Genomic DNA, 23,060 nt, shown 5'->3' with positions numbered 1-23,060 from the left:
GCCCACGGCGGCCCCGGCCTCCGCGCCGACTCCCGGCGCCGAGGCCGTCGCGGCGGTGCGCACCGTCCTGGCCGAGGGCGGAGCCCCCGACTCGCTCGCGGCCCAGGTCGCCACGGCCCTTGGCGGGGGCGGGGACGAGCGCCTGCGGTCGGACCCCTGGCAGTTGCTGCGGGTTCCCGGGGTGCGGCCCGAGCAGGCCGACGGATTCGCCCGGGCGCTGCTCGGCGCGGAGTGCCGCCCCGACGACGAGCGGCGGGCCCGCGCGGTGACGGTCTGGCTGCTGGAGCAGGCGGCCCTGGCCGGGCACACCGCTCTCGAGGCCCCGGCCCTCGAGGCCGCGCTCGCGCAGCGCTCCGTGCCGGACCCCGATGCGGCCGTCCGGAGCGCGGTCGCCGAGGGCGAGGCCCTCCTGTTCCAGGACGCCCTGGAGGTGTCGGCGCCGGGTGACCACGAGGACACGGACGACGGGGACGACGAGGACGCAGCGCGCCCGGTCCGCGTCCTGATCGGCCTGGAGCGGTTCGCACTGGCGGAGGAGAGCCTCGCCGACGGACTGGCCCGGCTGATCAACTCCGTGCCGAAGGAGGACGGCGCGGCCGAGGACTGGGAGCGGGCGGCCCGTTCGGCCCGTAGCTCGGCCGCGGAGCTGATCCGCGCGGTCGCGGGCCACGGCCTGGTGCTCCACACGGGCGGCGAGGCGTCCCTCGTCGAGCCGGCGACGCTGCTGCACGAGGCGCGCGGGCTCGGACTGCGCGCCTGGGCCGCGACGCACGGCCCGGCCGGGCGCGAGCGGTTCGCCGGGCTGCTCGCCCGGCTCGCCGCGCCGGACACCCTGGCGGAGCGCGCTACCCCGGAGCTCGCCACGGTGGCCGGCCTTCTGTCCGGCGCCGAGGGCCCAGGCCGGGACGCGGACGGTGCGCTGGACCTCGACCTGCTCGTCGTGCTGGACGCGCCCCAGCTCGACGTCGAGACGGCGGCTCTGCTCACCGAGGCGCTGCCGGACGGGGCCCGGCTGGTGCTGAGCGGCGACCCCGGAGTGCTGTGGTCGGCAGGCCCCGGGCGGGTGTTCGCGGATCTGCTCGCCGCCCGCGTGTGTCCGCAGATCGCGTCGCGGACCCCCGACCCGGGCCCGATCGGCGAGCTGGTCTCAGCGATCGGCGTCGGTGAGCTCCCTCAGGTCGAGGCGCCCGGCAGGGAGGTTGTGATCGTGCCGGTGCGGGACGCCGGGGAAGCGGTGCACCGGACCGTGCAGTTGGTCGCTGACTCCGTGCCGCGAGCGCTCGGTGTCCCGCCGCAGGAGACGCAGGTGATCACGCCGGGCCACGGCGGCGCGGTGGGCACCCGCGCGCTGAACGCGGCGCTGAAGGATCGGCTGAATCCGGGCCCCGGCCGCTTCGGGGGCTTCGACCCCGGTGACCGGATCGCCTACTCCCCTGCCCCGGGCCATACCCTGCCGGGTCAGGTCGTGAAGGCGGACGCCGAGGGACTGCACCTGGAGTGCGCGGGCGTCCCCGTCGTCGTACCGAAGGAGCGGGTGGAGCAGTCGGTGCGGCACGGATGGGCGCTGACCGCGCACCAGGCGGTGGGGCAGCGGTGGCCCGCGGTGGTCGTGGTGCTGCCCGGTGACGCGGCACCGGCCCTGTCCCGGCCCTGGGTGTACACGGCCTTCGGCCGGGCGGTCCGCCATCTGTCCGTCGTGCACGGGGTGGAGCAGGCGCTGCCGCGGGCGGTGTCGGAGGTTCCGGCCAAGCCGCGGACCACGCGTCTGCCGGTGCTCCTGGGAGCCCAGGTTCCGGCGGGCGGCTGACCTGCGGTGTCCCGCGAGCGGCCACGGCGGCCGAGTCCGGCACTGCCGGATCCCGCCCCGGACCGCGCGTCACTCCCCCGGCGAAGGGCACCCGAAGCGGACGGCGTGGCCGAGAAACCCCCGGCCACGCCCGCACACCGATCCACGCCCCCGCGTAGGCGAGGGACCCGCGTGCACCATGGGCGCGCGTGACCCGCCCGCACGACGGACCCGCGCGACCCGCGCGCACCATGCACCCGCACGCACGATCTGCCCGAATCGCGATCTGCCCGAATCGCATCCTCCGCGTGTATGCGATCTAGCGATCCGCGTCCAGCGGCTCCAGGTCCTCGTCGTCGCCCAGGCCGCCGTCCAGCTCCGGATCCGCTCCGAGGTCGTCCATCTCGCCGTCCGGCTCGTCGTCGAAGACCGCGCTGACGTCGAAGCGGCAGACGACCTGCTGGGGGTCGATCTGCTCGAAGGGTGCCTCCAGCCATTCGCCCGGCTCCGCCGGTTCGTCCGCGGCCGTCACCCACAGTGTCGAGTCGCCTTCCTCCAGGCCGAACTCCTTGTGCCGGGAGGCGATCTCGTCCGGCTCGAACTCCCCGAAGAGGACGCCGAGCGCGCCATGGACGGTACCGGCCGACGGCTCCGACGCGGTCTCCTCGTCCGCGGCCTCCACACGCTGTGCCTGGGCGAGCAGCCGCTGCGGCTCCGCCACCGCGTAGTCCCGGCGGATCAGCACGCTCAGGGCGTTCGGTTCCTCGGGGCCCGTGTACGGCGGCAGCGTTTCCTCCGCACCGGGGATTTCGAAGGGGGTGACCTCGTCGTAGCGGTCGTAGAGCAGCTCGTCGTACTCCTCGGCCGCGGCGGCCAGCTCGTTGAACGCCTCGTAGACGGCCGGATCGTCCTCACCGGTCCGGCGCTCGACCGCCGCCAGGTGGCGGTCCAGCGCGGTCTTGACCGCCTCGGCGGCGGCGCGTACCTCGGCAGCGGTGGGCTGCGCAGCATCAGACATAGTGCAGACGCTATCCGTACCGGGCCCCAGCCCGCACAATAGATGCGATGCCGGAATACGAATTTGTCGACGTGTACGTACCGCGCGGGGTCTCCCGCAAGGACGCCACACGTCTGCTGACGGATCACGCCGAGTACGGACACTGGGAGTTGGACCGCCTGAGCCTGCTGCGTGACGGCAGCCGCAGGGTGCGGCTGCGCCGGCGGATCATCCGCCAGGTGCGGGCCACATGGTGAGCGAAGGCGACGGAACCGGATCGGGCCCCGCACTGGCGGGGCCCGATCCGTTTGTGTACGTCGGCGCCGTGTGAAGGCATGGCGCGATGGGTGCGGCGCGACGCGACGCGCTCACGCGACGCCCGGGCCGTCAGACGCCCGCACGCGCCTTGCGGTAGAGGAGCGCCCCGCCGAGCAGCGCGCCCGCGCCCGCCGGCACCAGCACGCCGAGCGGCAGGTCACTCCCGGTGTGGGCGAGTTGTCCGGCACCCATGCGCTGGGTCACGGACTGCGCGCCGAAGTGGCCGGTGTGCCCCGCGGTGCCGGTACCGCCCGGCTGCTGGGGAGTGCCGGGGTGAGCGGGGTGTCCCGGCTGGTGGGGCGTGCCGGGAGGCGTCCCGTGGTTACCGCCGGGAGGCGTGCAGTGGCCACCGCCGGGAGGCGTTCCGTGACCACCGCCGGGGGGCGTTCCCTGGCCGCCACCCGGAGGGGGCGTGCCGTGGCCGCCGCCCGGCGGGGTCGTCGAGTGGCCGCCGCCGGGAACGTTGGCGCAGTTGTTACCGGCCGCTTCGTTGCCGATGCCGATCACATTGACCGAGTTGCCGCAGACGTTCACCGGCGCGTCCACCGGGACCTGCACGGTGTTGCCGGAGCCGACGCCGGGCGAACCACCGGTGTGTCCGCCCGCGTGGGAGCCGCCGCCTCCTCCCCCGGCGTGGCTGCCGCCCTGGTTGACGCATGTGTTGCCGGCTGCCGGGTTGAGCAGCCCGATCACGTTCACGGTGTTGCCGCAGACGTTCACCGGGACGTGCACGGGCACCTGCACCGAGTTGCCCGACAGCACGCCGGGCGAGCCGGTGGCCGATCCATGCGCGCCCGAGTCGGCGTGCGCGTAGCCACCGGTGACGGCGAGGACGCCGGTCGCCGCCGCCACGGTCATCAGGCCCTTGCGGGTGACCTGTCGCATTGCTGATTCCTGCCTTCGACCTTGTCGTGGACCTTCTGGAGCGCGTCCGCGCGCTCGGGGCGCGAACACGGAGCGGAACCGATCGGCCCCGGAGCGCATGGCACGCACTCCGGGGCCGACGGACTCAGACCCTCGTGGGGTGGGGCCCCTCACGGGGTGAGGCACAACATCACTTGTTGATGCAGGTGTTGCCGAAGGCAGGGTTCAGCAGCCCGATCACCGAGATCGTGTTGCCGCAGACGTTCACCGGGACGTGCACCGGAGCCTGGACGACATTGCCGGACACAATGCCCGGGGAGTGCACGGCGGCACCCTGGGCACCCGAGTCGGCGACGGCCAGACCCGCGCCCGCGAGAACCAGACCACCAGTGGCAGCCGCAGCAGCGACGACCTTCTTGATCATTATTCCTCCTTGTTGGCAAAGCGATCCATGCCTCGGACCGCACCACGTGTAACGAGGAGGGAGTAATGGAGCTACGAGCTTATGGTCGCATTCACCCGTCCTGGTCGGCTCCCGTACGCGCTGGCGAATAGTCATACATCTCATCAGCGCCCAAACCAGGATGGAACGACGGGAGTCGAGGTCGTTTGAGCGGCACTCAGGACGCGTCGATGAACCGGTCGAGGACGCGCACGCCGAACTTGAGCCCGTCCACCGGCACCCGCTCGTCGACGCCGTGGAACATGCCCGCGAAGTCCAGCTCCGGCGGCAGCTTCAACGGCGCGAAGCCGAAGCAGCGGATGCCGAGGTCGGCGAAGGACTTGGCGTCGGTGCCGGCCGAGAGCATGTACGGAACGGCGCGGGCGATGGGGTCTTCGGCGGACAGCGCGGTCTGCATGGCCTCGACCAGCGCGCCGTCGAAGGAGGTCTCCAGCGCCTTGTCCGCGTGCACGTCCTCGCGCCTGACGCGCGGGCCGAGGATGCGGTCGAGGTCGGCGAGGAATTCCTCCTCGTAGCCCGGCAGATAGCGTCCGTCGACATGCGCGGTGGCCTGGCCCGGGATCACGTTGACCTTGTAACCGGCACCCAGCTGGGTCGGGTTGGCGGTGTTCTGCAGGGAGGCGCCGATCAGCTTGGCGATGCCGCCGAGCCTGGCGAGCGTCTCGTCCATGTTCTCGGGGTCGAGTTCGGTGCCCAGCGCGTCGCCGAGTTCGTCGAGGAAGTGCCGCAGCGTCTTGGTCACGCGTACCGGGAACTTGTGCCGGCCCAGGCGCCCGACAGCCTCGGACAGCTCGGTGATGGCGTTGTCCTTGTGGATCATCGAACCGTGGCCGGCGGTGCCATCCACGGTGAGCTTCATCCAGTGCATGCCCTTCTGCGCGGTCTCCACGAGGTAGAGCCGCAGCTTCTCGTTGACCGTGAAGGAGAATCCGCCGACCTCGCCGATCGCCTCGGTGACGCCCTCGAAGAGATCGGGGTGGTTGTCCACCAGGTGCCGGGCGCCCCAGGTGCCGCCTGCCTCCTCGTCCGCGAGGAAAGCGAGGACGATGTCCCGCGGCGGCCTGCGCCCGCCGCGCAGCCGGTCACGGACGACCGCCAGCGTCATGGCGTCCATGTCCTTCATGTCGACCGCGCCGCGCCCCCACACGCATCCGTCGGCGATCTCACCGGAGAACGGGTCGTGCGTCCAGTCCACTGCATTGGCCGGTACGACATCGGTGTGGCCGTGAATGAGCAGCGCGGGCCGCGAGGGGTCCTCGCCCTCGATGCGGGCCACCGTGGAGGCACGGCCCTTGTGCGACTCGAAGATCTGCGGTTCGAGCCCCACCTCGGCGAGCTTCTCGGCGATGTATTCGGCGGCCCTGCGCTCCCCGGGTCCGGAGTGGTCGCCGTAGTTGCTGGTGTCGATCCGGATCAGCTCGCGGCAGAGGTCGACGACCTCGTCCTCGCCGGTGACGCTCCCGGCCGTGCCCGTATCGGTCACGTTGCTTCCTCCCGCTGTCACTGCTGCTGGCCCCTCATCCTCTCTCCGACCGCCGTCGTCCCCCAAGGCAGCTCCCGGCCCGTCACACACCGTTCACGCCGGAACGGGGTGTGATCGAACGCCCCCGAAAGCCTGGTAATGTTTCCTTCGTCGCCGCGGGGGACACCCCACACGACAGACACCTTGTCCGGGTGGCGGAATGGCAGACGCGCTAGCTTGAGGTGCTAGTGCCCTTTATCGGGCGTGGGGGTTCAAGTCCCCCCTCGGACACCACCAGAGACCCCTGCTGAGCAGGGGTTTCTCGCTTTCCAGGACTGTGGCGTGACCAGCCACGTGATCGACAACCTGGCATACCCCGGGTCGGACCAGGGATGACAGGCCGAGTCGGCCAACAGCGGCCGGGAACGGGCAGAACAGTGGGCTGGCTCCCGGGTGGAGGGTTCAAGTCCCCCCGCACACACCCGGCGGACGGTGTCGATCGGCGCGGTCTGCTTGTGCGTGCCTAGACTCTGAGATGTGGCCCGGCCCAACGAAGAGGTCGAGGCGCTCCTTCAGGAGTACGCGGACCTCATCGCGATCACGGGAGGCGACGCGTTCAAGGTGCGCGCCTACGAGAAGGCCGCGCGCGCGATCGGCGGCCACCCCGCCGACATCTCACAGCTGGACGCCGACGGGCTGCGGGAGATCCCGAACGTGGGGAAGTCGATCGCCGAGAAGGTGATCGAGTACCTGCGCACCGGCTCCGTCACTGCGGTCGAGGAACGCCGGGCCAGGATCCCCGCCGGGGTCCGGGAGCTGATCACCATCCCCACGCTCGGCCCCAAGAAGGCGATGCGGCTCTACGAGGACCTGCACATCTCGTCGGTGAACGAACTGGCCGCCGCGATCGAGGCGGACGCGCTGCACGATCTGAAGGGCTTCGGCGAGAAGACGCAGGAGAACCTCCTGCACGGCATCACCCTGATGCGGCAGTCGGGCGGCCGCATTCCGCTGCACCTGGCCCTCGACACCGCCGAGGAGATCGTCGCCGAGCTGTCCGGGGTCACCGGCTGCAAGCGCTGCACCTATGCCGGATCCCTGCGCCGTATGCGGGAGACCATCGGCGACATCGACGTCCTCGTCGCGGCGAAGCGGTCCGCCCCGTTCATGGACGCCCTCGCCGCCCTGCCGGCCACCGCAGAGGTGATCGCCCACGGCACGAAGAAGACGTCGATCCGCACCACCAGGGGCATCCAGGTCGACCTACGGGTACTGCCGCCGGACTCGTGGGGCGCCGGACTGCAGTACTTCACCGGCTCCAAGGGGCACAACATCCGCACCCGCACCATCGCTGTCCGCCAGGGGCTGAAGCTCTCCGAGTACGGCCTGTTCGACGTGGACAGCGGGGAGTCGCTGGCCTCCCGCTCCGAGGAGGAGGTGTACGCCCGGCTCGGCCTGCCGTGGATCCCGCCGACGCTGCGTGAGGACCGGGGCGAGATCGAGGCCGCCCTGCGCGGGGAACTGCCCGATGTGGTGACCGAGCGGAGCATCCGGGGCGACCTGCACACCCACACGGACCTCACCGACGGCCTCGCGCCGCTGGAGACGATGGTGGCGGCCGCGGCCGAGCGCGGCTACGCGTACTACGCCGTCACCGACCACGCCCCCAACCTGTACATGCAGCGCATGACCGACGAGAAGATCCTCGTCCAGCGCGAGCAGCTGAAGGAGCTGGACGGCACCCACCACGGGATGCGGCTGCTGCACGGTACCGAGCTCAACATCGGCCCCGAGGGGGACGTGGACTGGCCCGACGAGTTCCTGGCCGGCTTCGACATCTGCGTGGCCTCACTGCACTCGCACTTCGACCTGGGCCGCAAGGCGATGACCCGGCGGCTCGTGCGGGCCTGCGAGAACCCGTACGTCAATGTCATCGGCCACCCGACCACCCGTCTCATCGGCAAGCGGCCGGGGGTCGACGCCGACTGGGACGAGGTGTTCGCCGTCTGCGCCCGCACCGGAACGGCACTGGAGGTCAATGCCCAGCCGGACCGGCTGGATCTGCGCGACGAGGACATCCTGCGCGCCAAGGAGCACGGCGCGAAGTTCGCCGTGAACACCGATGCCCACTCCGTCCTCCACCTCGCCCAGCTGCGTTACGGCGTCGGCACCGCCCAACGCGGCTGGCTCACACCGGACGACGTGATCAACACCTGGCCGCTGCGCCGCCTGCGGCGGTTCCTCTCCAAGGGCCGGGGGGCGTGAGGTACCTCGCGTTTGCCGCCCGGCGGACCGGAGACCCGATCGGCACGCATGGGACCAAGTACGTGAGGCGGTGCGGAAGTGACCGGGAACACCATGGGTGACGAGGTTTACCAGCCCCAGGACGACGAGGAGGTGCCGGCGGACGTCGGACCGCTCGAACCCGGGGACACCCTGGTCGACCGGGGTGCGGAACCCATGGAGGAGGGCTACTCGCCGCCCGGGAAGCCGCTGGCGGTGGACCAGCCGGGCACCACCGCCGCCGAGCAGCGCGAGGGCGAGCCGCTGGACCGGCGGCTGGCCCGGGAGGTACCGGAGGAACCCCGTCCGGGAGCCGACGGGATCGGGGACATGGCCGGTGCCGAGGGCGAACCGAGGGACGAGGAGGTCGGCGACCGGGATGCCGGTCGGCTCGTGGGTCCGGACGAGGGCGCGCACGCCGGCACCGACGCGGAACTCCTCGCGTTCGACGTGGGTGTCGACGGCGGTGCCCGCACCGCCGAGGAGGCGGCCGTGCACATCGTCCCCGAGACTCCCGAGAACCCTGGGAACCCCGGGAACGACGAGGAAGACGCGCACCCGTGACGCGTCCTCGGGTCAGGTGCCCTGGGCCGCGCGCAGCGGGCGGACAGTGAGCGTGCCGTCGGGCTCGCGGTCGACGCGGGTGGCGAAGTCCCGGCTGATCCTGTCGAGCACGTCACGCAGCCACGCGGTGTCCTCCGCCGAGGCGTGCTCCAGCCGCATCCTCCGCGTCTGGAAGGGGACCATCCGGACGGCCGCCGGGCGGCCGGTGTCCGGCTCGACCGACACCAGGTACAGCAACCGCAGGTCGTCCCGGTACCGGTCGTAGCCGCCGATGCCCTCGTAGTCGTCGACAAGGTCCCCGCAGCCGTACAGGATGAGCCTGCCCCGGTACGCCTCCAGCGGGCGCGGGTGGTGCGAGGAGTGTCCGTGCACGATGTCCGCGCCCGCGTCGACGAGCGCGTGGGCGAAGCCGACCTCGGCGCGGGAGACGCCGTAGCCCCAGTTGGCGCCCCAGTGGACCGAGGCGACGACGATGTCGCCCGGTCGCTTCGCCCGGCGCAGGCGGTCGGCGAGAGCCGCCGCGGCGGCCACCGACGGCGCCGCGACGAGGTCGACGCCGGGCCGCTCCTCGGTGGCGGCCCAGTCCTCGGGGATCCCGCTGGACGGCATTCCGAAGGAGAGGACGAGCACCCGTCCGCCCCCGTCCAGGGGGACGATCGCCGGCTGCTCGGCCGCGATCGCGTTCCGGCCCGCACCCGCCGTTCGCAGCCCTTGCGCCGCCAGGGAGTCGAGCGTCTCGCCCAGGCCGCGCCGGCCGAAGTCGAGGACGTGGTTGTTGGCCAGGACGCAGACGTCCGGGCGGGCCGCGGCCAGGCACGGCAGGTTGGCGGGGCTCATCCGGTAGTGGACGCCCTTGCCGGGCGCGAACTCGCCGTTGCGGGTGACGGCGGTCTCCAGATTGATCACCCGCACGTCGGGCGCGGCGTCGTCCAGCACGGGCAGTGCCTCGCCCCAGGGCCAGGGGAAACCGACCGGCCGGGGGATCGGCCCGTTCGCCGCCTCGGCCAGGCCGACATAGGCCCGGGCGTCGTGCACGTAGGTCTCCCGCAGCGCCGGGTCTCCCGGGTGCGGAAGGATCTGATCGACGCCCCGGCCGAGCATGACGTCACCGCCGAGGAACAGGGTGACCACGCCGTCCTGCACCCTCCCACGCTAAGGCGCGCGCGGGCCCTGAGGGAAGGATCTTCGCGTACGGGAGACGGGGCTGGGCCCACGGACCCGGCGCTCCGCGTGCGCCTTCGGAGCTCCGGAGCCCGGCTTGGCTCCCGGAGCCGGAGGTCCGGGGCGCTGCCGGAGTTCCGTGGCGCCACCGCAGTTCCGTGGCGCCACCGGAGTCCGTGCCGCGCCACCGCATTTCCGTGGCGCTACACGTGGGCGGGGGCCATGTGGTCGGTGAACCAGTGGCGGGCCAGGTCGGTCACCGCCTCCAGCGCGCCGGGCTCCTCGAACAGGTGCGTGGCGCCGGGGACGATCGCGAGCCGGTTCTCGCTCCGCAACTGGGCCTGCGCCTGCCGGTTGAGGTCGCGTACGCCCGGGTCGGCGCTGCCGACGACGAGCAGTGTGGGGGCGGTCACCGCGGGCAGCCGCGGCCCGGCGAGGTCGGGTCTGCCGCCGCGGGAGACGACCGCGGCGATGCGCGCCTCCGGCTCCGCGGCGGCCCACAGCACTGCGGCGGCTCCGCCGTCCGCGCCGAAGTACCCGATGGGCAGTCCCTCGGCCGCCGGCTGTCGGCGCAGCCAGCGGGTGGCGTCGGTCAGCCGTCCGGCCAGCAGACCCGTTTCGAACACCTCCGCCCGGTCCCGCTCCTCCTCGGTGAGCAGGTCGAACAGCAGCGTGCCGAGGCCGGCCCGGTTCAGCCCTTCGGCCACGAACCGGTCGCGCGGGCTGTGGCGGCTGCTGCCGCTGCCGTGCGCGAAGATCACGATCCCCGTCGCGCTCTCGGGCACCGTCAGCCCTCCCTCCAGCCGGACGGCACCTGCCACCACCTCCACCTCCTCCTGGCCCCCGGCGCCGGAGCCGGAGCCCGGGGAACGGCCGGCCGTACGTCGCAGACAGTCGGCGACCTCCTCGTCGTCGACCTCGGAGAAGTCGGCGTAGAACTGACCGACCGCGAAGAAGTCCCGTGGCGTGTCCAGGCAGACCAGGTCGTCGGCCTCCCCGCCCAGCCGCTCGGTCCAGTCCCACGGCGCCACGGGCACGGCCAGCACGATCCGTGCCGCTCCGCGGGCCCGGGCGATCCGGCACGCGGCCCGCGCGGTCGACCCGGTGGCCACGCCGTCGTCGACCACCACCACCGTCCGGCCCTCGACAGCGACCGGTGCGCGCGCACCCCGGTAGCGGCGGCCCCCGCGCTCCAGCACCTCGCGCTCGCGCTCCTCGACCTGCGCGATCTCCCCCTCCGTGACACGCGCCCCCTGCACCACCTGGTCGTTGATCACGCGCACGCCGTCCTCACCGAGCGCCCCCATGGCCAGCTCGGGCTGGAAGGGCACGCCCAGCTTGCGGACGAGGCAGACGTCCAGCGGCGCGTCGAGCGCGTCGGCCACCTCCGCGGCGACCGGCACCCCTCCCCTGGGGAGCCCCAGCACCACGACGTCCTCGCCCCGAAGGTGCCGTAGGCGGGCGCCCAACTGCCGTCCCGCTTCGAGACGATCCACGAAGACCACCATGGGGCCTCCTCACTCCTGGGCCGGCCAGAGCGGGGCGGGCGCGGGCTCCTCCGCCGCCCCGACCGCCGCGATGTCACCCTCGGCGCTGCGGAGCAGCTCCCGGCCCAGCGAGATCAGCGCCCGTCCGGCGGCGAGCTCGTCGCCGATCTCGGGCACCGCCTCGTCGTACGGGCTGCGGTGGGCCTCCGCACAGCTCTCCAGCACGTTGTCACCGGTGTCCAGGACGACCCGGGCGGTGGTGGCCGGATCGTGTTCGGAGAGGTACAGGCTCAGCCTCCACTCCTTGCCGCACGGAGGCCGGTCGCCGGTGGCTCGAGTCATCTTCCGTCCCTCCTGACGCCGGTGACAGGCACGGGACACGGGGGTGCGCGGCTGCCGACCCCGGCGCCTCCGGCCCCTTCCACTGTGACTCCTCAGGGCTCGCGCCGCACGGCGCCAACGGCCCTCGGCCGCACCCGGCGTGGCCGGGGCGTCCCGGCCCGGGGCCGCGGGGGCACTCGCCGGAGCGGGCAGAATGGCGGTCATGACCACGCGTTCCTGTCCCTGCGGGCTGCCCGGGGCGTACGAGAAGTGCTGCGGCCGTTACCACTCGGGGGCCGCCCTCGCGCCGACCGCCGAGGCGTTGATGCGGTCGCGGTACAGCGCGTTCCTGAAGCGGGACGCGGACTATCTTCTGCGCACCTGGCACCCGCGTACCCGGCCCGCGCGCCTCGACCTCGACCCCGGGATGCGCTGGACGGGTCTTGAGGTCCTTCAGACCACGGAAGGATCCGCCTTCCACTCCACGGGGACCGTGACCTTCCGCGCCTCCTACCGGGGCGGCACCCTGCACGAGCGCAGCCGGTTCGAACGGGTCGACGGGGCATGGGTGTACGTCGACGGAAGCTTCCTCGACTGACGGTGGCCTCGTCCCACGACGGCAAGGACCGTCCGCTACGGCGCCAGGATGTCCAGCTCGTGCAGCGCGCCGACGGTGATCTCGCGGGTCAGCTCCTCGGCACGGCTCGCGTCCCCCTCCCGTACCGCCTCGGCCACCTGCACATGGAGAGTGACCGCGGCCGGGTCGGGGTCCTCGAACATGACGTCGTGGTGGGTGCGGCCCGACAGGACCTCCGCGACGACGTCACCGAGGCGGGCGAACATCTCGTTGCCCGACGCGTTGAGGACCACCCGGTGGAACGCCACGTCGTGGACCAGATAGGCCTCCAGCTGATGGCCGCGTGAGTTCGCGACCATGCCCAGGGCGCACCGGGTGAGTTCGGCGCACTGTTCGGGAGTGGCGTTGCGCGCGGCCAGGCCCGCGGCCGCAGGTTCGATCGCCGAGCGCAGCACGGTGAGCGAGCGCAGTTGGTGCGGGCGGTCGGCGCCGGCCAGACGCCACCGGATGACCTGGGGATCGTAGACGTTCCACTCGGCCTTGGGGCGGACCGTCACGCCCACCCGGCGGCGGGACTCCACCAGGTGCATCGATTCCAGCACGCGCACCGCCTCGCGCATCACGGAGCGCGACACCTCGAAGTGCTGGGCGAGTTCGTCGGTACGCAGCACGCTGCCAGGCGGGTACTCGCCCGCAGTGATCGCGGGGCCGAGGGTGTCCAGTACACGGCCGTGCAGTCCCCGGCCCGGTGTGGTCATGCACTCAGCGTACGAGGCGGATCACGCGCAGAAAAAGTCAGACTTATTCGTCACAGAGTCTTGAATTCGTCGTACCTAATCGGTTTCAGTGACGTCGACATCAGATGTCGACGAAGACAGCGAGAGAACATTGCAGCCACTGCGTTCCCCCCACGTCGTCGTGGTCATGGGCGTCGCGGGCACCGGCAAGACCACGGTCGGTCCCCTGCTTGCGACCCGGCTCGGCGTTCCGTACGCCGAGGGCGACGACTTCCACCCCCAGGCCAACATCGCCAAGATGTCGGCCGGTGTCCCGCTCACGGATGAGGACCGGTGGCCCTGGCTCGACGCCATCGGCGACTGGGCGAACGGGCGGGCGGGGCACGGCGGGGTGGTCAGCAGCTCGGCGCTCAAGCGGGCGTACCGCGACCGGCTGCGGGCCGTGGCTCCCGATGTCGTCTTCGTGCACCTCACGGGCGACCGCTCGCTCATCGAGGAACGGATGGCGCACCGTCAGGGGCATTTCATGCCCACGGCGCTGCTGGACTCCCAGTTCGCCACGCTCCAGCCGCTGGAGCCGGACGAGAGGGGGGTCGCGGTGGACGTCTCGGGCAACCCCGAGGAGACCGCCGCCCGCGCCGTCGATGCCCTGCGGACCCTCGAGCGGTCTCCCGCCGGGCCCACGCAGTAACCCCTCGCAGTAACCCCTCGCAGTAACCCCTCGCAGTACCCCCGGTTCGGGGCCCCCTCCCCCGGGGGCCGCCGTGCCGCGGACCACCTCACCAGAAACCGAGAGTTCCTCTCCTCACCCAAGGGAACCCCCCGTGACCAGACTCAGCGTCGAGATGCTGGCAGCGGACACCGTCGCACCGATCACTTCGGCGGGCCACGCTCAACTGGGCATCGCGGTACTGGCGGGCATCGCCGTCATCGTGCTGCTCATCACCAAGTTCAAGCTCCACGCCTTCCTCGCCCTGACCATCGGCTCGCTCGCGCTCGGCGCGTTCGCCGGGGCGCCGCTCGACAAGGTGATCCTCAGCTTCACCACCGGGCTCGGCTCGACCGTCGCCGGTGTCGGCGTCCTGATCGCCCTCGGCGCCGTGCTCGGCAAGCTGCTCGCCGACTCCGGCGGCGCGGACCAGATCGTCGATACGATCCTCGCCAAGGCGGGGGGCCGGGCGATGCCATGGGCCATGGTGCTGATCGCCTCCGTGATCGGTCTGCCGTTGTTCTTCGAGGTCGGCATCGTGCTGCTGATCCCGGTCGTGCTGATGGTCGCCAAGCGCGGCAACTACAACCTGATGCGCATCGGCATCCCGGCGCTCGCGGGCCTGTCCGTGATGCACGGTCTGGTTCCCCCGCACCCCGGCCCGCTCGTCGCCATCGACGCCGTCAAGGCCAACCTGGGCGTGACGCTGGCGCTCGGCGTGCTGATCGCCATCCCGACGGTCGTCATCGCCGGTCCGCTGTTCTCCAAGGTCGCGGCCCGCTGGGTGGACGCACCGGTCCCGGAGCGGATGCTCCCGCCCCGCGCCTCCGAGGAGCTGGAAACGCGCCCCGGCTTCGGCGCCGCCCTGGGCACCATGCTGCTTCCCGTCGTCCTCATGCTGTCCAGGGCACTCGTGGACTTGGTCGTGGACGACCCGAAGGACCAGGTGCAGCGTGTCTTCGACGTGATCGGCTCCCCGCTGATGGCCCTGCTCGCCGCCGTCGTCGTCGCCGTCTTCACGCTGGGCCGCCCGGCCGGGTTCAGCAAGGAGCGGATCTCCCGGACCGTCGAGAAGGGACTCGCGCCCATCGCGGGCATCCTGCTCATCGTGGGCGCGGGCGGCGGCTTCAAGCAGACCCTGATCGACTGCGGTGCGGGCCAGATGGTCCTGGACATCTCCAAGCACTGGTCGATACCCGCGCTGCTGCTGGCCTGGCTGATCGCGGTGGCGATCCGGCTGGCGACGGGTTCCGCGACCGTGGCCACCGTCTCGGCCGCCGGTCTGGTCGCGCCGCTCGCGGCCGACATGTCGACCACCCACACCGCCTTGCTGGTGCTGGCCATCGGTGCCGGATCGCTGTTCCTCAGCCATGTCAACGACGCCGGATTCTGGCTGGTCAAGGAGTACTTCGGGCTCGGCGTCGGACAGAACTTCAAGACCTGGTCGGTCATGGAGTGCATCATCTCCGTGGTTGCCGGGGGCCTGGTCCTGCTGCTGTCCCTCGTGATCTAGGGGTCCGGGACGAGCCACCCTCTCTTCGACATCGGCGGCCGCACGCGCCGGTGACCGGTCCGCCGTCGACGTGACCGACGGCCCCTCGGTCGCGGCGGGCATCGCGGATGTCGAAGAGCGGGTCGGCCCGCGGGACATGCTGGTCAACAACGCGGGGGTGCAACTGCGCGGTCCACGCCCCGAGTTCACCGACTCCGACTGGAAGCGCATCCTGGACACCGACCTCACCGGCGCGTTCCTGGTGGGCCGTGAGCCGGCCCGGCTGATGACGGAACGCGGCTGCGGAAAGCATCGTCAACATCTGCTCGCTGCAGGCGAGGTGGTGCGCCCCGGCATCGCCCCGTGCCTCCTGGCGGCTACGGCCGCCACAGCGGATGTTCCCGCTCCGCCCAGGCACGGCTGACCAGGCCCGTCCGCAGGCCCCGCCGGGCCTCCGGGTCGCCCAGGGCCATGCCGATGTGGCCGGCGACGACGACGCCGATCGTCAGGGCGAGCCAGTCGTGGACGAAGGTCGCCGAGGTGCGCCACATCAGCGGGGTGAGGTGGGTGAACCACATCAGCAGTCCCGTGCCGAGCATCACCAGGGTGGCGCCCGCGATCCAGGCCGCGTACGTCTTCTGGCCCGCGTTGAACTTGCCCGCGGGCCGGGAGGCCCGGCGATGGTCGCGGCGAAGGGCCGCCCGCAGCCAGACCCGGTCGTGCGGCCCCCAGCGGTTGAGGTGCCCGAGGTCGGCGCGGAAGGCACGGGAGACCAGGCCCACCAGGACCGGGACCGGAAGCAGCACTCCGGCGATCTCGTGGACCCTGACGACGAGTTCGCGGCGCCCGACCAGCTCGGCGAAGGCCGGGATGTAGAGGCAGGCCGCGGTGGCCACGCACACCCCCATCAGTGCGGCCGTCGTGCGGTGGACCCAGCGCTCGGCACGTGTGAAGCGTCGTACCCGGGCGGGTGCGGCGACGGGATGAGCGGCGTCAACTCGTGGGGGCATCGTCACGTCCGTTCGACCGGCCGACCCACGCGTCCACGTCGTAGCCGCGGTCCTCCCAGTACCCGGGCTGCACGGCCTGGGTGACGGTGATGCCGGAGAGCCACTTCGCGGACTTGTAGAAGTACATGGGGGCGACATAGAGACGGACCGGGCCGCCGTGGTCGTGGCTCACCGGCTTGTCCTGCATCTTCAGGGCCACCAGGACGTCGCTGCGGCGCGCCTGTTCGAGGGTGAGGCTCTCGGTGTACGCACCGTCGAAGCAGGTGAAGTGGACGGCGCCCGCAGAGGAGCGGACGCCCGCGGCGTCCAGCAGCGTGGCGAGCCGTACGCCCTCGAACGGCGTCTTCCGCACGCGCCACCCGGTGACGCACTGGACGTCCTGCACAAGCCGGGTCTGGGGCAGCGCCCGCAGCTCGGCGAGTGTGTACGACTTCGGGTGGTCGACCAGGCCGCCCACGGTGAGTCGGTAGTTCGTCTCGTCGCGGCGGGGAACGGACGCGGTCACCGAGTAGTAGCGGAAGCCGCCGCCGTTGGGCAGCAGATCGGTCAGGCCCGTCGGGTCCTTGCCGGAGACGCCGCCCAGGAAGGCCTCCAGGCCCCGCTGAAGTGTGGGGGCGGCGACGACGCCGAGCGCGCCGAGTCCCAGGGTGCCCAGCAGGACCCTGCGGCCGATCGGGGTGCCGCTCGCCGCGGGACCGGGCGCCTGCGCGGGCTCGGTCGCCTCCCGGTCCGCGGGCTGCGGTGCCTCCCGCTCTTCGGGTGGTTCAGGGTTCACACTCCGATTCGAGCACCCGCCACCCCCTCGGTGCCAGGGCCGACGGGTGCCCGTCAGAATTCCGTAACCACTTCTCACCCGGTTCTCAGGGACCTATCCCGCCGATTCCGCCGCCTTGTCGAGCTGGAACGCCTCGTTGCCCAGTCCGATGCGGGCGTGCGCCTGCGGTCTGCGGGAGCGCAGCAGCAGACCCTGGACCAGGCCGAACACCAGCGCCATGCCGATGATCGCCGGGAGCAGCCGGCCCAGCGACGAGTCCGGACCCGTGCCGACCAGGACGTCGAAGTCCTTGACCGTGTAGCCGACGATCACGAGCAGGGCGAGGCAGGCCACCGCGGAGGTGGCGACCCTCCAGGTCTGGGCGCGGGCGGATCCGCGGCGGGCGAAGAAGACGATCACCGAGGCGGAGGCGGCCACCATCAGCACCGTGACGCCGAGAGCACCGACGCTGCCGAACCAGGTGAACAAGTGCAGGACGGGTGCGGTCGGGTCGCCGTTCGGCTTGTCGTCGGCCATCGCGAAGGCGATCACGATGAGAGTGGACACCGCGCTCTGCAACAGCGAGCCCGTGCCCGGGGCCCCACTCGTGCCGGTGGTGCGGCCGAAGGCGGCCGGCAGCAGGCCCTCGCGGCCCATGGCGAACGCGTACCGGGCGACCACGTTGTGGAAGCTGAGCAGCGCCGCGAACATGCCGGTCACGAACAGCACATGCAGCACATCGGTGAAGGTGTGCCCGAGGAGGGACTCCGTCAGCCAGAACAGCAGGCCGGCGCTCTGCTTCTGCGCGGCGGGGACGATCGCCGAGGGACCGGCGGCGACCGTCAGCGCCCAGCAACTGAGCGCGAAGAACACGGCGACGAAGCCGACGGCGAGGAACATCACCCGCGGCACGAGAACATGCGGGTGACTGGTCTCCTCGGCATAGACGGGCGCCTGCTCGAAGCCGAGGAAGGCGGCGACGCAGAAGCAGAGCGCGGTGCCGACGCCCGCCCCGGTGAGCGTGTCCGGGTTGAAGGCGTGCAGCGACAGTCCCTCCCTGGCCGGGTCCGCGACGGCGGCCACGTCGAAGACGACGACCAGCGCCACCTCGATGAGCAGCAGCACACCGAGCACGCGCGCGTTGACGTCGATCTTCAGCCAGCCGAGCGCGCCGACGACGGCGACCCCGGCCAGGGCCGGGATCCACCAGGCGACCTGGATGTCCGCATAGGTGGCGAACAGGCCGGAGACCTCGAAGCCGAAGATGCCGTAGATCGCGAACTGCAGCGCGCTGTACGCGACGAGGGCGACCGCCGCCGCCGCCGCGCCCGCCGTGCCGCCGAGTCCGCGGGAGATGTACGCGTAGAACGCGCCCGCGTTGTGGACGTGGCGGCTCATCTCCGCGTACCCGAAGGAGAACAGGCCCAGCACCACGCCCAGGACCACGAACAGCAGCGGCTGGCCGACTATGCCCATCACCCCGAATGTGGTGGGCATGACACCCGCGACCACCATGAGAGGGGCGGTCGCGGCCAGCACGGACAGCAGCAGTCCTCCAGTGCCGAGCCTGTCGGCGCGCAGCGCGCGGTCCTGCCCCTTGTAGGTGCTGATGGTGCCGCCGTCGGCGGTCTGTCTGCTCGCACTGGAACTGCCGCTCGTCATCGCACAGTTGTCCTTTCGGGTCTCGTGGGTGGGGAACTTCGCGATCACTTGGACGGGGACTTGCAGGTCTCCCGGGCGAGGACCTGCTGGTCTCCCGGGCGAGGACCTGCTGGTCTCCCGGGCGAGGACCTGCTGGTCTCCCGGGCGAGGACCTGCTGGTCTCCCGGGCGAGGACCTGCAGACCGCCCGAACGAGAACATGCAGGCCCGCCGGACGAGGACCGTGCGGGTCTGTCCGCCGGACGGTTTCGGAGCTCTGTCGTGGGGAGTCGTCATGCCATGCCCAGCGCCCTTTCGCGTGCGGTGCGGAATGCCTGGAACGGGTCGCGGTCCGGGTACGACCACGGCGCCTGGGTCGCATGGGTCCCGATGCGGTGGAACAGCGCGGCCGCCTCGGCGGCCCGGCCCTCGCAGTACTTCGCGTGGGCCAGGAAGTTGAGGTCGACATGGCGGCGCGGGTGGTCGTCACGTTCCCACTCCAGCCACCAGTCGAACGCGGCCTTCATCACCTGGCGGGCCCGCCGCCCCACCCAGTGCCCGGAGGCGGCGGGGTCCGAGGGCTGGGTACCGGCGGCGGCGAGGACGCGGTAGCGCTCCGCGTGCGCGACGACCGGGAGGATGGCGAGCGGCGAGTCCGCCGGGGGCTTGTTCGGCAGCCCAGTTGGCGAAGTCGTAGACCTCGTGCAGCGGATCCTGGCCGGTGTCGGGGCGGCGCTCGGCGAGCCGGGCGACCACCAGGTGATGTGCGTGGTGATGGTCCGGGTAGCGGGTGCGGACCTCGTCGAAGAGACGGAGGACGTCGTCCTCCCGACCGAGCGACTGTTCGAGGATGAGCAGGCCCAGCCAGGGCGTGGGGTCCTCGGGAGCCAGCTCGGCAGCTGCCCGGCAGGCCGCGCGGGCCGCCTCGGGGCGGTCCTTGCCCCGCAGCGCGCGGTGGACGACGGCATGGGCGACGAGGACGGAGGCCGAAGGCGACTCCGGTTCGGCGAGCTGCCAGTCGCGCGCCCAGGCGAGGGCGGCAGGTTCCTGCGCGAGGACGGTGACCCGGTGCCCGCGGCGGTCCCAGTCGTCGTGGGTCGCGGCGAGCAGGGTGCGCACGTCGGTCCACCGGCCACGGGCGAGGGACGCCCGGGCGGCAACGAGTTCGGTGTCGTCGAGTGCGGCGTCGAAGATGTGGGCCGCGCGTTTGCGGGCACGGCCCAAGGACGGTGGGGGTGGGGGTGGCACCGCGGGGATCCTTACAGAACGCGGTTCGTCAGGGGGTGGTCACGCACAGCAAACCTTTTCGCGGCGGGGTGCGTCAAGGGCGGACCGGAACCACTGCCCACGTCAACTCCTTGTAGATGCAAGGGAGTTGGTTCCCGACCGGCTCGCGGCGGGCGGCGTCCGTACGGGCCGCCGCCCTCGTTGCCCCACCCGAGGGCCCCCATTTCGGCTACCCGACCGCCTTCGCCGCCGCCCGACCGGCGATGCGCCCCGAGAACAGGCAGCCGCCGAGGAACGTGCCCTCGAGGGAGCGGTAGCCGTGCACCCCGCCCCCGCCGAAGCCGGCGGCCTCCCCTGCCGCGTACACACCGGCCAGCGGATCGCCGCCCTCCGTCAGCACCCGCGAGGAGAGGTCGGTCTCCAGGCCGCCGAGTGACTTGCGGGTGAGGATGTTGAGGCGCACCGCGATCAGCGGGCCCGCCTTGGGATCGAGGATGCGGTGCGGCGCAGCCGTGCGGATCAGCCGGTCGCCGAGGAACCTGCGCGCCCCTCGGATCGCCGTCACCTGGAGGTCCTTGGTGAAGGGATTGAGGATCTCCCGGTCGCGGGCGACGATCTCGCGGCGGAGTTCTGCCTCGTCGATGAGCGGCTCCTTGGTGAGCGCGTTCATCCCGCGCACCAGCGCACCCAGGTCCTTCTCGACGACGAAGTCGACGCCGTGTTCCATGAACGCCCTGACCGGCCCCGGCACGTCCGCGCGAGCCCGCCCGATGACGTCCCTGACCGACTTGCCGGTCAGGTCGGGGTTCTGCTCCGAGCCCGAGAGCGCGAACTCCTTGCCGATGATCTTCCGGTCGAGCACGAACCAGGTGTAGTCGTACCCGGTCCTCATGATGTGCTCCAGCGTGCCGAGGGTGTCGAAGCCGGGGAAGAGCGGGACGGGCAGCCGTCGGCCGCGGGCGTCGAGCCAGAGGGAGGACGGGCCCGGCAGGATGCGGATGCCATGGTTGTCCCAGATGGGGTTCCAGTTGTGGAGGCCCTCGGTGTAGTGCCACATGCGGTCGCGGTTGATCAGCCGGGCGCCAGCCTCTTCGGCGATGCCGAGCATCTTTCCGTCGACGTGGGCGGGCACGCCGGCGACCATCCGCTCGGGCGGGGTGCCGAGGCGCTCGGGCCAGTTGGCGCGGACCAGGTCGTGGTTGCCCCCGATACCGCCCGTGGTGATGATCACCGCCTGGGCCCTGAGCTCGAAGGCTCCGGTGACCGTGCGGCTGCTGGGCCTGCCCCGCGACACGTCCGACGGCTCCAGGATCTCGCCGGTCACGGTGTCGACGGCGCCCGCGCTGCGCGTGAGGCCGGTGACCCGGTGGCGGAACTTCAGCTGGACGAGACCGCGTGCGGCCCCGGCTTGTACCCGGCGAACGAACGGGGCGATCACTCCCGGGCCGGTCCCCCAGGTGATGTGGAAGCGTGGGACGGAGTTGCCGTGCCCCGTGGCGCCGTAGCCACCCCGTTCGGCCCAGCCGACCACCGGGAAGAAGCGCATGCCCTGCCTGTGCAGCCAGGAGCGCTTCTCGCCGGCCGCGAAGTCGACATACGCCTCCGCCCACCGGCGCGGCCAGTGGTCCTCGGGACGGTCGAAGGCGGCCGTGCCCATCCAGTCCTGGAGGGCGAGCGCATGACTGTCCCTGATCCGCAGACGGCGCTGCTCCGGCGAGTCGACGAAGAAGAGGCCGCCGAAGGACCAGAACGCCTGGCCGCCCATCGACTGCTCGGGCTCCTGGTCCAGGAGGATCACCTTCCGGCCGGAGTCCACCAGCTCCGCGGTGGCCGCGAGCCCGGCGAGGCCCGCCCCGATCACGATGACATCAGCGTCGTAGGCCATGCGCCCGTTCCTCTCGCGGTGACGACCGGTCGGTATGTTGTTACTGACGGGTCAGAATCCTTCGGCAGAAGAGTGACCGAGTCAACCGCCCGTCAACGGGTACTCGTTGTCCGCCATCGGCGGACTCCCGTCGCGCGCTGCATCGACGGGGGCTTGCCGGGAAGCGGTCAAGTGCGGGCGGGGTGCGGCCGGGAGCGTTACAGTCAGCGTGATACGCATCCCGTGACCCCGCTGAATCATCGAGGTACAGCGTGTCGGTACTGGTTCTGGCTCTCGCCGTGAGCGCGGCCTTCTGCCTGGGCACCGGGTTCGTGCTGCAGCAGAACGCCGCCCAGCAGGCACCGCTGAGCGACTTCCTCTCCCCCCGGCTGCTGCTGGACCTGATGAAGATGCCTCGGTGGCTCGGCGGTATCGGCCTGATGGTGACGGGCATGATCCTCAGCGCGATCGCGCTGGCCCACGGGGAGATCTCCCTGGTCGAACCGCTGGTCGCCACGAACCTGCTGTTCGCGCTGGTCGAGTCCCGCCGGCAGACCAAGCAGTCCCTGGGCCGCCAGGGGTGGGCCGGACTCGCGCTGCTCGCCGGCGGCGTCACGGCGTTCATCGTGGCGGGTCGGCCCCAAGGGGGCGTGGCGGTCACGGATCCCGTACGGCACTGGGTGATCATCGGTGTGACGGTCGGCCTGGCACTTCTGCTGACCACGTATGCGAAGAAGTCGCGGCTGCTCATCGGGCCGATGCTGCTGGGGCTGGCGGCCGGACTGCTCTACGGCGTGCAGGACGCGCTCACCCGGGTCAGCGGGCAGCGGCTCACGGCGGGCGGCTGGGCCGAGTTCATCACCGGCTGGCAGCCGTACGGCGTACTGGTGCTCGGAGTGAGCGGGCTGATCCTGGTGCAGAGCGCCTTCGAGACGGCGCCGCTGCGAATGTCCCTGCCGGCGCTCACCGCGGCCCAGCCGCTGGCCGGAATCCTCTGCGGGGTGGGCTTCCTCGGCGACCGGCTGCGGACCGACACGGGCGCCCTGGCCTGGGAGGCGGCGGGCCTGGCGGCGATCGTCCTGGGCATCGTGCTGCTCGGTCTGCACCCGGCCATGCCACGAGGATCGGCGGAACCGGAGCGGGAACGGGACTTGCAGCCGGGGTGAGGGGTGCCGGGTCACCGGCACGGGCGGGTGCGCCACGGCCGGGGCGCACGGTCGCGGCTGGCCGTCGCCGCGGCGGGAGGGACCCCGGGAGACTGCGGGGCGCAGACCGGGAGCGGGCGATCGGTTCGGCCCCGCGGAGACCCGACCCCGCGCCGGACCCGGCGGCAGGCAGGGGCCG

20 protein-coding genes, 1 tRNA gene and 2 pseudogenes are annotated in these 23,060 nt (G+C 71.9%); 10 read left to right on the top strand and 13 right to left on the bottom strand.

Features of this window, described 5'->3' with window-relative positions:
• Positions 1–1,807, top strand: a 1,807-nt coding sequence (locus tag AAW14_RS14225) for a helix-hairpin-helix domain-containing protein (protein ID WP_265563794.1), incomplete at its 5' end; no start/stop codon positions are given.
• 298 nt (positions 1,808–2,105) lie between these two features.
• Here AAW14_RS14225 and AAW14_RS14220 read toward each other — a convergent pair.
• Positions 2,106–2,804 carry a hypothetical protein gene (locus AAW14_RS14220; RefSeq protein ID WP_265563792.1) on the bottom strand — a complete coding sequence of 233 codons (699 nt, stop codon included), beginning with the start codon at positions 2,802–2,804 and terminating at the stop codon, positions 2,106–2,108.
• A gap of 47 nt (positions 2,805–2,851) precedes the next feature.
• Here AAW14_RS14220 and AAW14_RS14215 point away from each other — a divergent pair, with 47 nt between their 5' ends.
• A complete protein-coding gene (locus AAW14_RS14215) occupies positions 2,852–3,040 on the top strand; it encodes a DUF5703 family protein (RefSeq protein ID WP_005485166.1) in 189 nt (62 codons plus the stop codon).
• 130 nt (positions 3,041–3,170) lie between these two features.
• Here AAW14_RS14215 and AAW14_RS39475 read toward each other — a convergent pair whose 3' ends face one another.
• From AAW14_RS39475 to AAW14_RS14195, 3 genes are all read right to left on the bottom strand, one after another.
• The gene (locus tag AAW14_RS39475; RefSeq protein WP_322741073.1) at positions 3,171–3,986 is read right to left on the bottom strand and encodes a chaplin; all 816 of its coding nucleotides are present in this window, start codon (positions 3,984–3,986) and stop codon (positions 3,171–3,173) included.
• 169 nt (positions 3,987–4,155) lie between these two features.
• Positions 4,156–4,389 carry a chaplin ChpH gene (gene chpH / locus AAW14_RS14200; RefSeq protein WP_265563790.1) on the bottom strand — a complete coding sequence of 78 codons (234 nt, stop codon included), beginning with the start codon at positions 4,387–4,389 and terminating at the stop codon, positions 4,156–4,158.
• A 196-nt stretch (positions 4,390–4,585) separates the two neighbouring features.
• Positions 4,586–5,911 (bottom strand): M20/M25/M40 family metallo-hydrolase, encoded by a 1,326-nt coding sequence (locus AAW14_RS14195; protein WP_265563788.1) that lies wholly within the window; start codon positions 5,909–5,911, stop codon positions 4,586–4,588.
• 185 nt (positions 5,912–6,096) lie between these two features.
• Here AAW14_RS14195 and AAW14_RS14190 point away from each other — a divergent pair.
• The 3 genes from AAW14_RS14190 to AAW14_RS14180 all read left to right on the top strand — a co-directional run bounded on the left by AAW14_RS14190 (position 6,097) and on the right by AAW14_RS14180 (position 8,737).
• A tRNA-Leu gene (locus AAW14_RS14190) sits at positions 6,097–6,184 on the top strand.
• A 243-nt stretch (positions 6,185–6,427) separates the two neighbouring features.
• A complete protein-coding gene (gene polX, locus AAW14_RS14185; RefSeq protein WP_265563786.1) occupies positions 6,428–8,155 on the top strand; it encodes a DNA polymerase/3'-5' exonuclease PolX in 1,728 nt (575 codons plus the stop codon).
• Positions 8,156–8,248: 93 nt separating this feature from the next.
• The gene (locus AAW14_RS14180) at positions 8,249–8,737 is read left to right on the top strand and encodes a DUF5709 domain-containing protein (protein WP_265563785.1); all 489 of its coding nucleotides are present in this window, start codon (positions 8,249–8,251) and stop codon (positions 8,735–8,737) included.
• Positions 8,738–8,749: 12 nt separating this feature from the next.
• Here AAW14_RS14180 and AAW14_RS14175 read toward each other — a convergent pair whose 3' ends face one another.
• The 3 genes from AAW14_RS14175 to AAW14_RS14165 form a co-directional block, all read right to left on the bottom strand.
• Positions 8,750–9,880: a CapA family protein gene (locus AAW14_RS14175; protein WP_265563783.1), complete on the bottom strand. Its 1,131-nt coding sequence runs from the start codon at positions 9,878–9,880 to the stop codon at positions 8,750–8,752.
• A gap of 221 nt (positions 9,881–10,101) precedes the next feature.
• Positions 10,102–11,403 carry a phosphoribosyltransferase family protein gene (locus tag AAW14_RS14170; RefSeq protein ID WP_265563816.1) on the bottom strand — a complete coding sequence of 434 codons (1,302 nt, stop codon included), beginning with the start codon at positions 11,401–11,403 and terminating at the stop codon, positions 10,102–10,104.
• Positions 11,404–11,415: 12 nt separating this feature from the next.
• Complete coding sequence (locus AAW14_RS14165) at positions 11,416–11,727, bottom strand: dsRBD fold-containing protein (protein ID WP_265563781.1); 312 nt, start codon at positions 11,725–11,727, stop codon at positions 11,416–11,418.
• Between the two features lie 202 nt (positions 11,728–11,929).
• Here AAW14_RS14165 and AAW14_RS14160 point away from each other — a divergent pair, with 202 nt between their 5' ends.
• Positions 11,930–12,304 carry a YchJ family protein gene (locus AAW14_RS14160; RefSeq protein ID WP_265563779.1) on the top strand — a complete coding sequence of 125 codons (375 nt, stop codon included), beginning with the start codon at positions 11,930–11,932 and terminating at the stop codon, positions 12,302–12,304.
• A gap of 35 nt (positions 12,305–12,339) precedes the next feature.
• On the opposite strand, the gene AAW14_RS14155 is transcribed toward AAW14_RS14160, so the two are convergent.
• Positions 12,340–13,041: a FadR/GntR family transcriptional regulator gene (locus AAW14_RS14155; RefSeq protein ID WP_265563777.1), complete on the bottom strand. Its 702-nt coding sequence runs from the start codon at positions 13,039–13,041 to the stop codon at positions 12,340–12,342.
• Between the two features lie 139 nt (positions 13,042–13,180).
• On the opposite strand from AAW14_RS14155, the gene AAW14_RS14150 reads away from it, so the two are divergent.
• The 3 genes and pseudogenes from AAW14_RS14150 to AAW14_RS14140 all read left to right on the top strand — a co-directional run.
• A complete protein-coding gene (locus AAW14_RS14150) occupies positions 13,181–13,711 on the top strand; it encodes a gluconokinase (protein WP_265563814.1) in 531 nt (176 codons plus the stop codon).
• 133 nt (positions 13,712–13,844) lie between these two features.
• On the top strand, positions 13,845–15,242 hold the full coding sequence (locus AAW14_RS14145) for a gluconate:H+ symporter (protein ID WP_265563775.1): 1,398 nt from the start codon (positions 13,845–13,847) through the stop codon (positions 15,240–15,242).
• A gap of 34 nt (positions 15,243–15,276) precedes the next feature.
• Positions 15,277–15,585: pseudogene (locus AAW14_RS14140) on the top strand (SDR family NAD(P)-dependent oxidoreductase); the annotation flags it as partial.
• A 13-nt stretch (positions 15,586–15,598) separates the two neighbouring features.
• On the opposite strand, the gene AAW14_RS14135 reads toward AAW14_RS14140, so the two are convergent.
• The 5 genes and pseudogenes from AAW14_RS14135 to AAW14_RS14115 form a co-directional block, all read right to left on the bottom strand.
• The gene (locus tag AAW14_RS14135) at positions 15,599–16,231 is read right to left on the bottom strand and encodes a cytochrome b/b6 domain-containing protein (protein WP_265563774.1); all 633 of its coding nucleotides are present in this window, start codon (positions 16,229–16,231) and stop codon (positions 15,599–15,601) included.
• Positions 16,215–17,006 (bottom strand): molybdopterin-dependent oxidoreductase, encoded by a 792-nt coding sequence (locus tag AAW14_RS14130; protein ID WP_265563772.1) that lies wholly within the window; start codon positions 17,004–17,006, stop codon positions 16,215–16,217. Before AAW14_RS14130 ends, AAW14_RS14135 begins: the two co-directional genes overlap by 17 nt.
• 93 nt (positions 17,007–17,099) lie before the next feature.
• Positions 17,100–18,647 carry an APC family permease gene (locus AAW14_RS14125; RefSeq protein ID WP_265563770.1) on the bottom strand — a complete coding sequence of 516 codons (1,548 nt, stop codon included), beginning with the start codon at positions 18,645–18,647 and terminating at the stop codon, positions 17,100–17,102.
• A 271-nt stretch (positions 18,648–18,918) separates the two neighbouring features.
• A pseudogene (locus tag AAW14_RS14120) lies at positions 18,919–19,873 on the bottom strand (hypothetical protein).
• 208 nt (positions 19,874–20,081) lie between these two features.
• Entirely contained in the window at positions 20,082–21,737 is a 1,656-nt protein-coding gene (locus AAW14_RS14115; RefSeq protein ID WP_265563768.1) for an FAD-binding dehydrogenase, read from the bottom strand.
• A 251-nt stretch (positions 21,738–21,988) separates the two neighbouring features.
• Between AAW14_RS14115 and AAW14_RS14110 the strand changes: the two genes are divergently transcribed.
• Positions 21,989–22,882 carry a DMT family transporter gene (locus tag AAW14_RS14110; protein WP_265563767.1) on the top strand — a complete coding sequence of 298 codons (894 nt, stop codon included), beginning with the start codon at positions 21,989–21,991 and terminating at the stop codon, positions 22,880–22,882.
• The last annotated feature ends 178 nt before the right edge of the window (positions 22,883–23,060 follow it).

It is taken from the genome of Streptomyces hygroscopicus, from assembly GCF_026168105.1.
In the GTDB taxonomy this organism is placed as follows: domain Bacteria; phylum Actinomycetota; class Actinomycetes; order Streptomycetales; family Streptomycetaceae; genus Streptomyces; species Streptomyces hygroscopicus_D.
Note: the sequence above shows the minus strand (reverse complement) of the source record. Positions and strands in the feature narration are given on the sequence as shown.

Excerpts from the sequence above, each read along its gene's own strand:
- AAW14_RS14215 (WP_005485166.1), top strand. The coding sequence starts at position 2,852 with ATGCCGGAATACGAATTTGTCGACGTGTACGTACCGCGCGGGGTCTCC.
- AAW14_RS14115 (WP_265563768.1), bottom strand. The coding sequence starts at position 21,737 with ATGGCCTACGACGCTGATGTCATCGTGATCGGGGCGGGCCTCGCCGGG.
- AAW14_RS14165 (WP_265563781.1), bottom strand. The coding sequence starts at position 11,727 with ATGACTCGAGCCACCGGCGACCGGCCTCCGTGCGGCAAGGAGTGGAGG.
- chpH (WP_265563790.1), bottom strand. The coding sequence starts at position 4,389 with ATGATCAAGAAGGTCGTCGCTGCTGCGGCTGCCACTGGTGGTCTGGTT.
- AAW14_RS14180 (WP_265563785.1), top strand. The coding sequence starts at position 8,249 with ATGGGTGACGAGGTTTACCAGCCCCAGGACGACGAGGAGGTGCCGGCG.
- AAW14_RS14155 (WP_265563777.1), bottom strand. The coding sequence starts at position 13,041 with ATGACCACACCGGGCCGGGGACTGCACGGCCGTGTACTGGACACCCTC.
- AAW14_RS14160 (WP_265563779.1), top strand. The coding sequence starts at position 11,930 with ATGACCACGCGTTCCTGTCCCTGCGGGCTGCCCGGGGCGTACGAGAAG.
- AAW14_RS39475 (WP_322741073.1), bottom strand. The coding sequence starts at position 3,986 with ATGCGACAGGTCACCCGCAAGGGCCTGATGACCGTGGCGGCGGCGACC.
- AAW14_RS14135 (WP_265563774.1), bottom strand. The coding sequence starts at position 16,231 with ATGCCCCCACGAGTTGACGCCGCTCATCCCGTCGCCGCACCCGCCCGG.
- AAW14_RS14125 (WP_265563770.1), bottom strand. The coding sequence starts at position 18,647 with ATGACGAGCGGCAGTTCCAGTGCGAGCAGACAGACCGCCGACGGCGGC.
- AAW14_RS14220 (WP_265563792.1), bottom strand. The coding sequence starts at position 2,804 with ATGTCTGATGCTGCGCAGCCCACCGCTGCCGAGGTACGCGCCGCCGCC.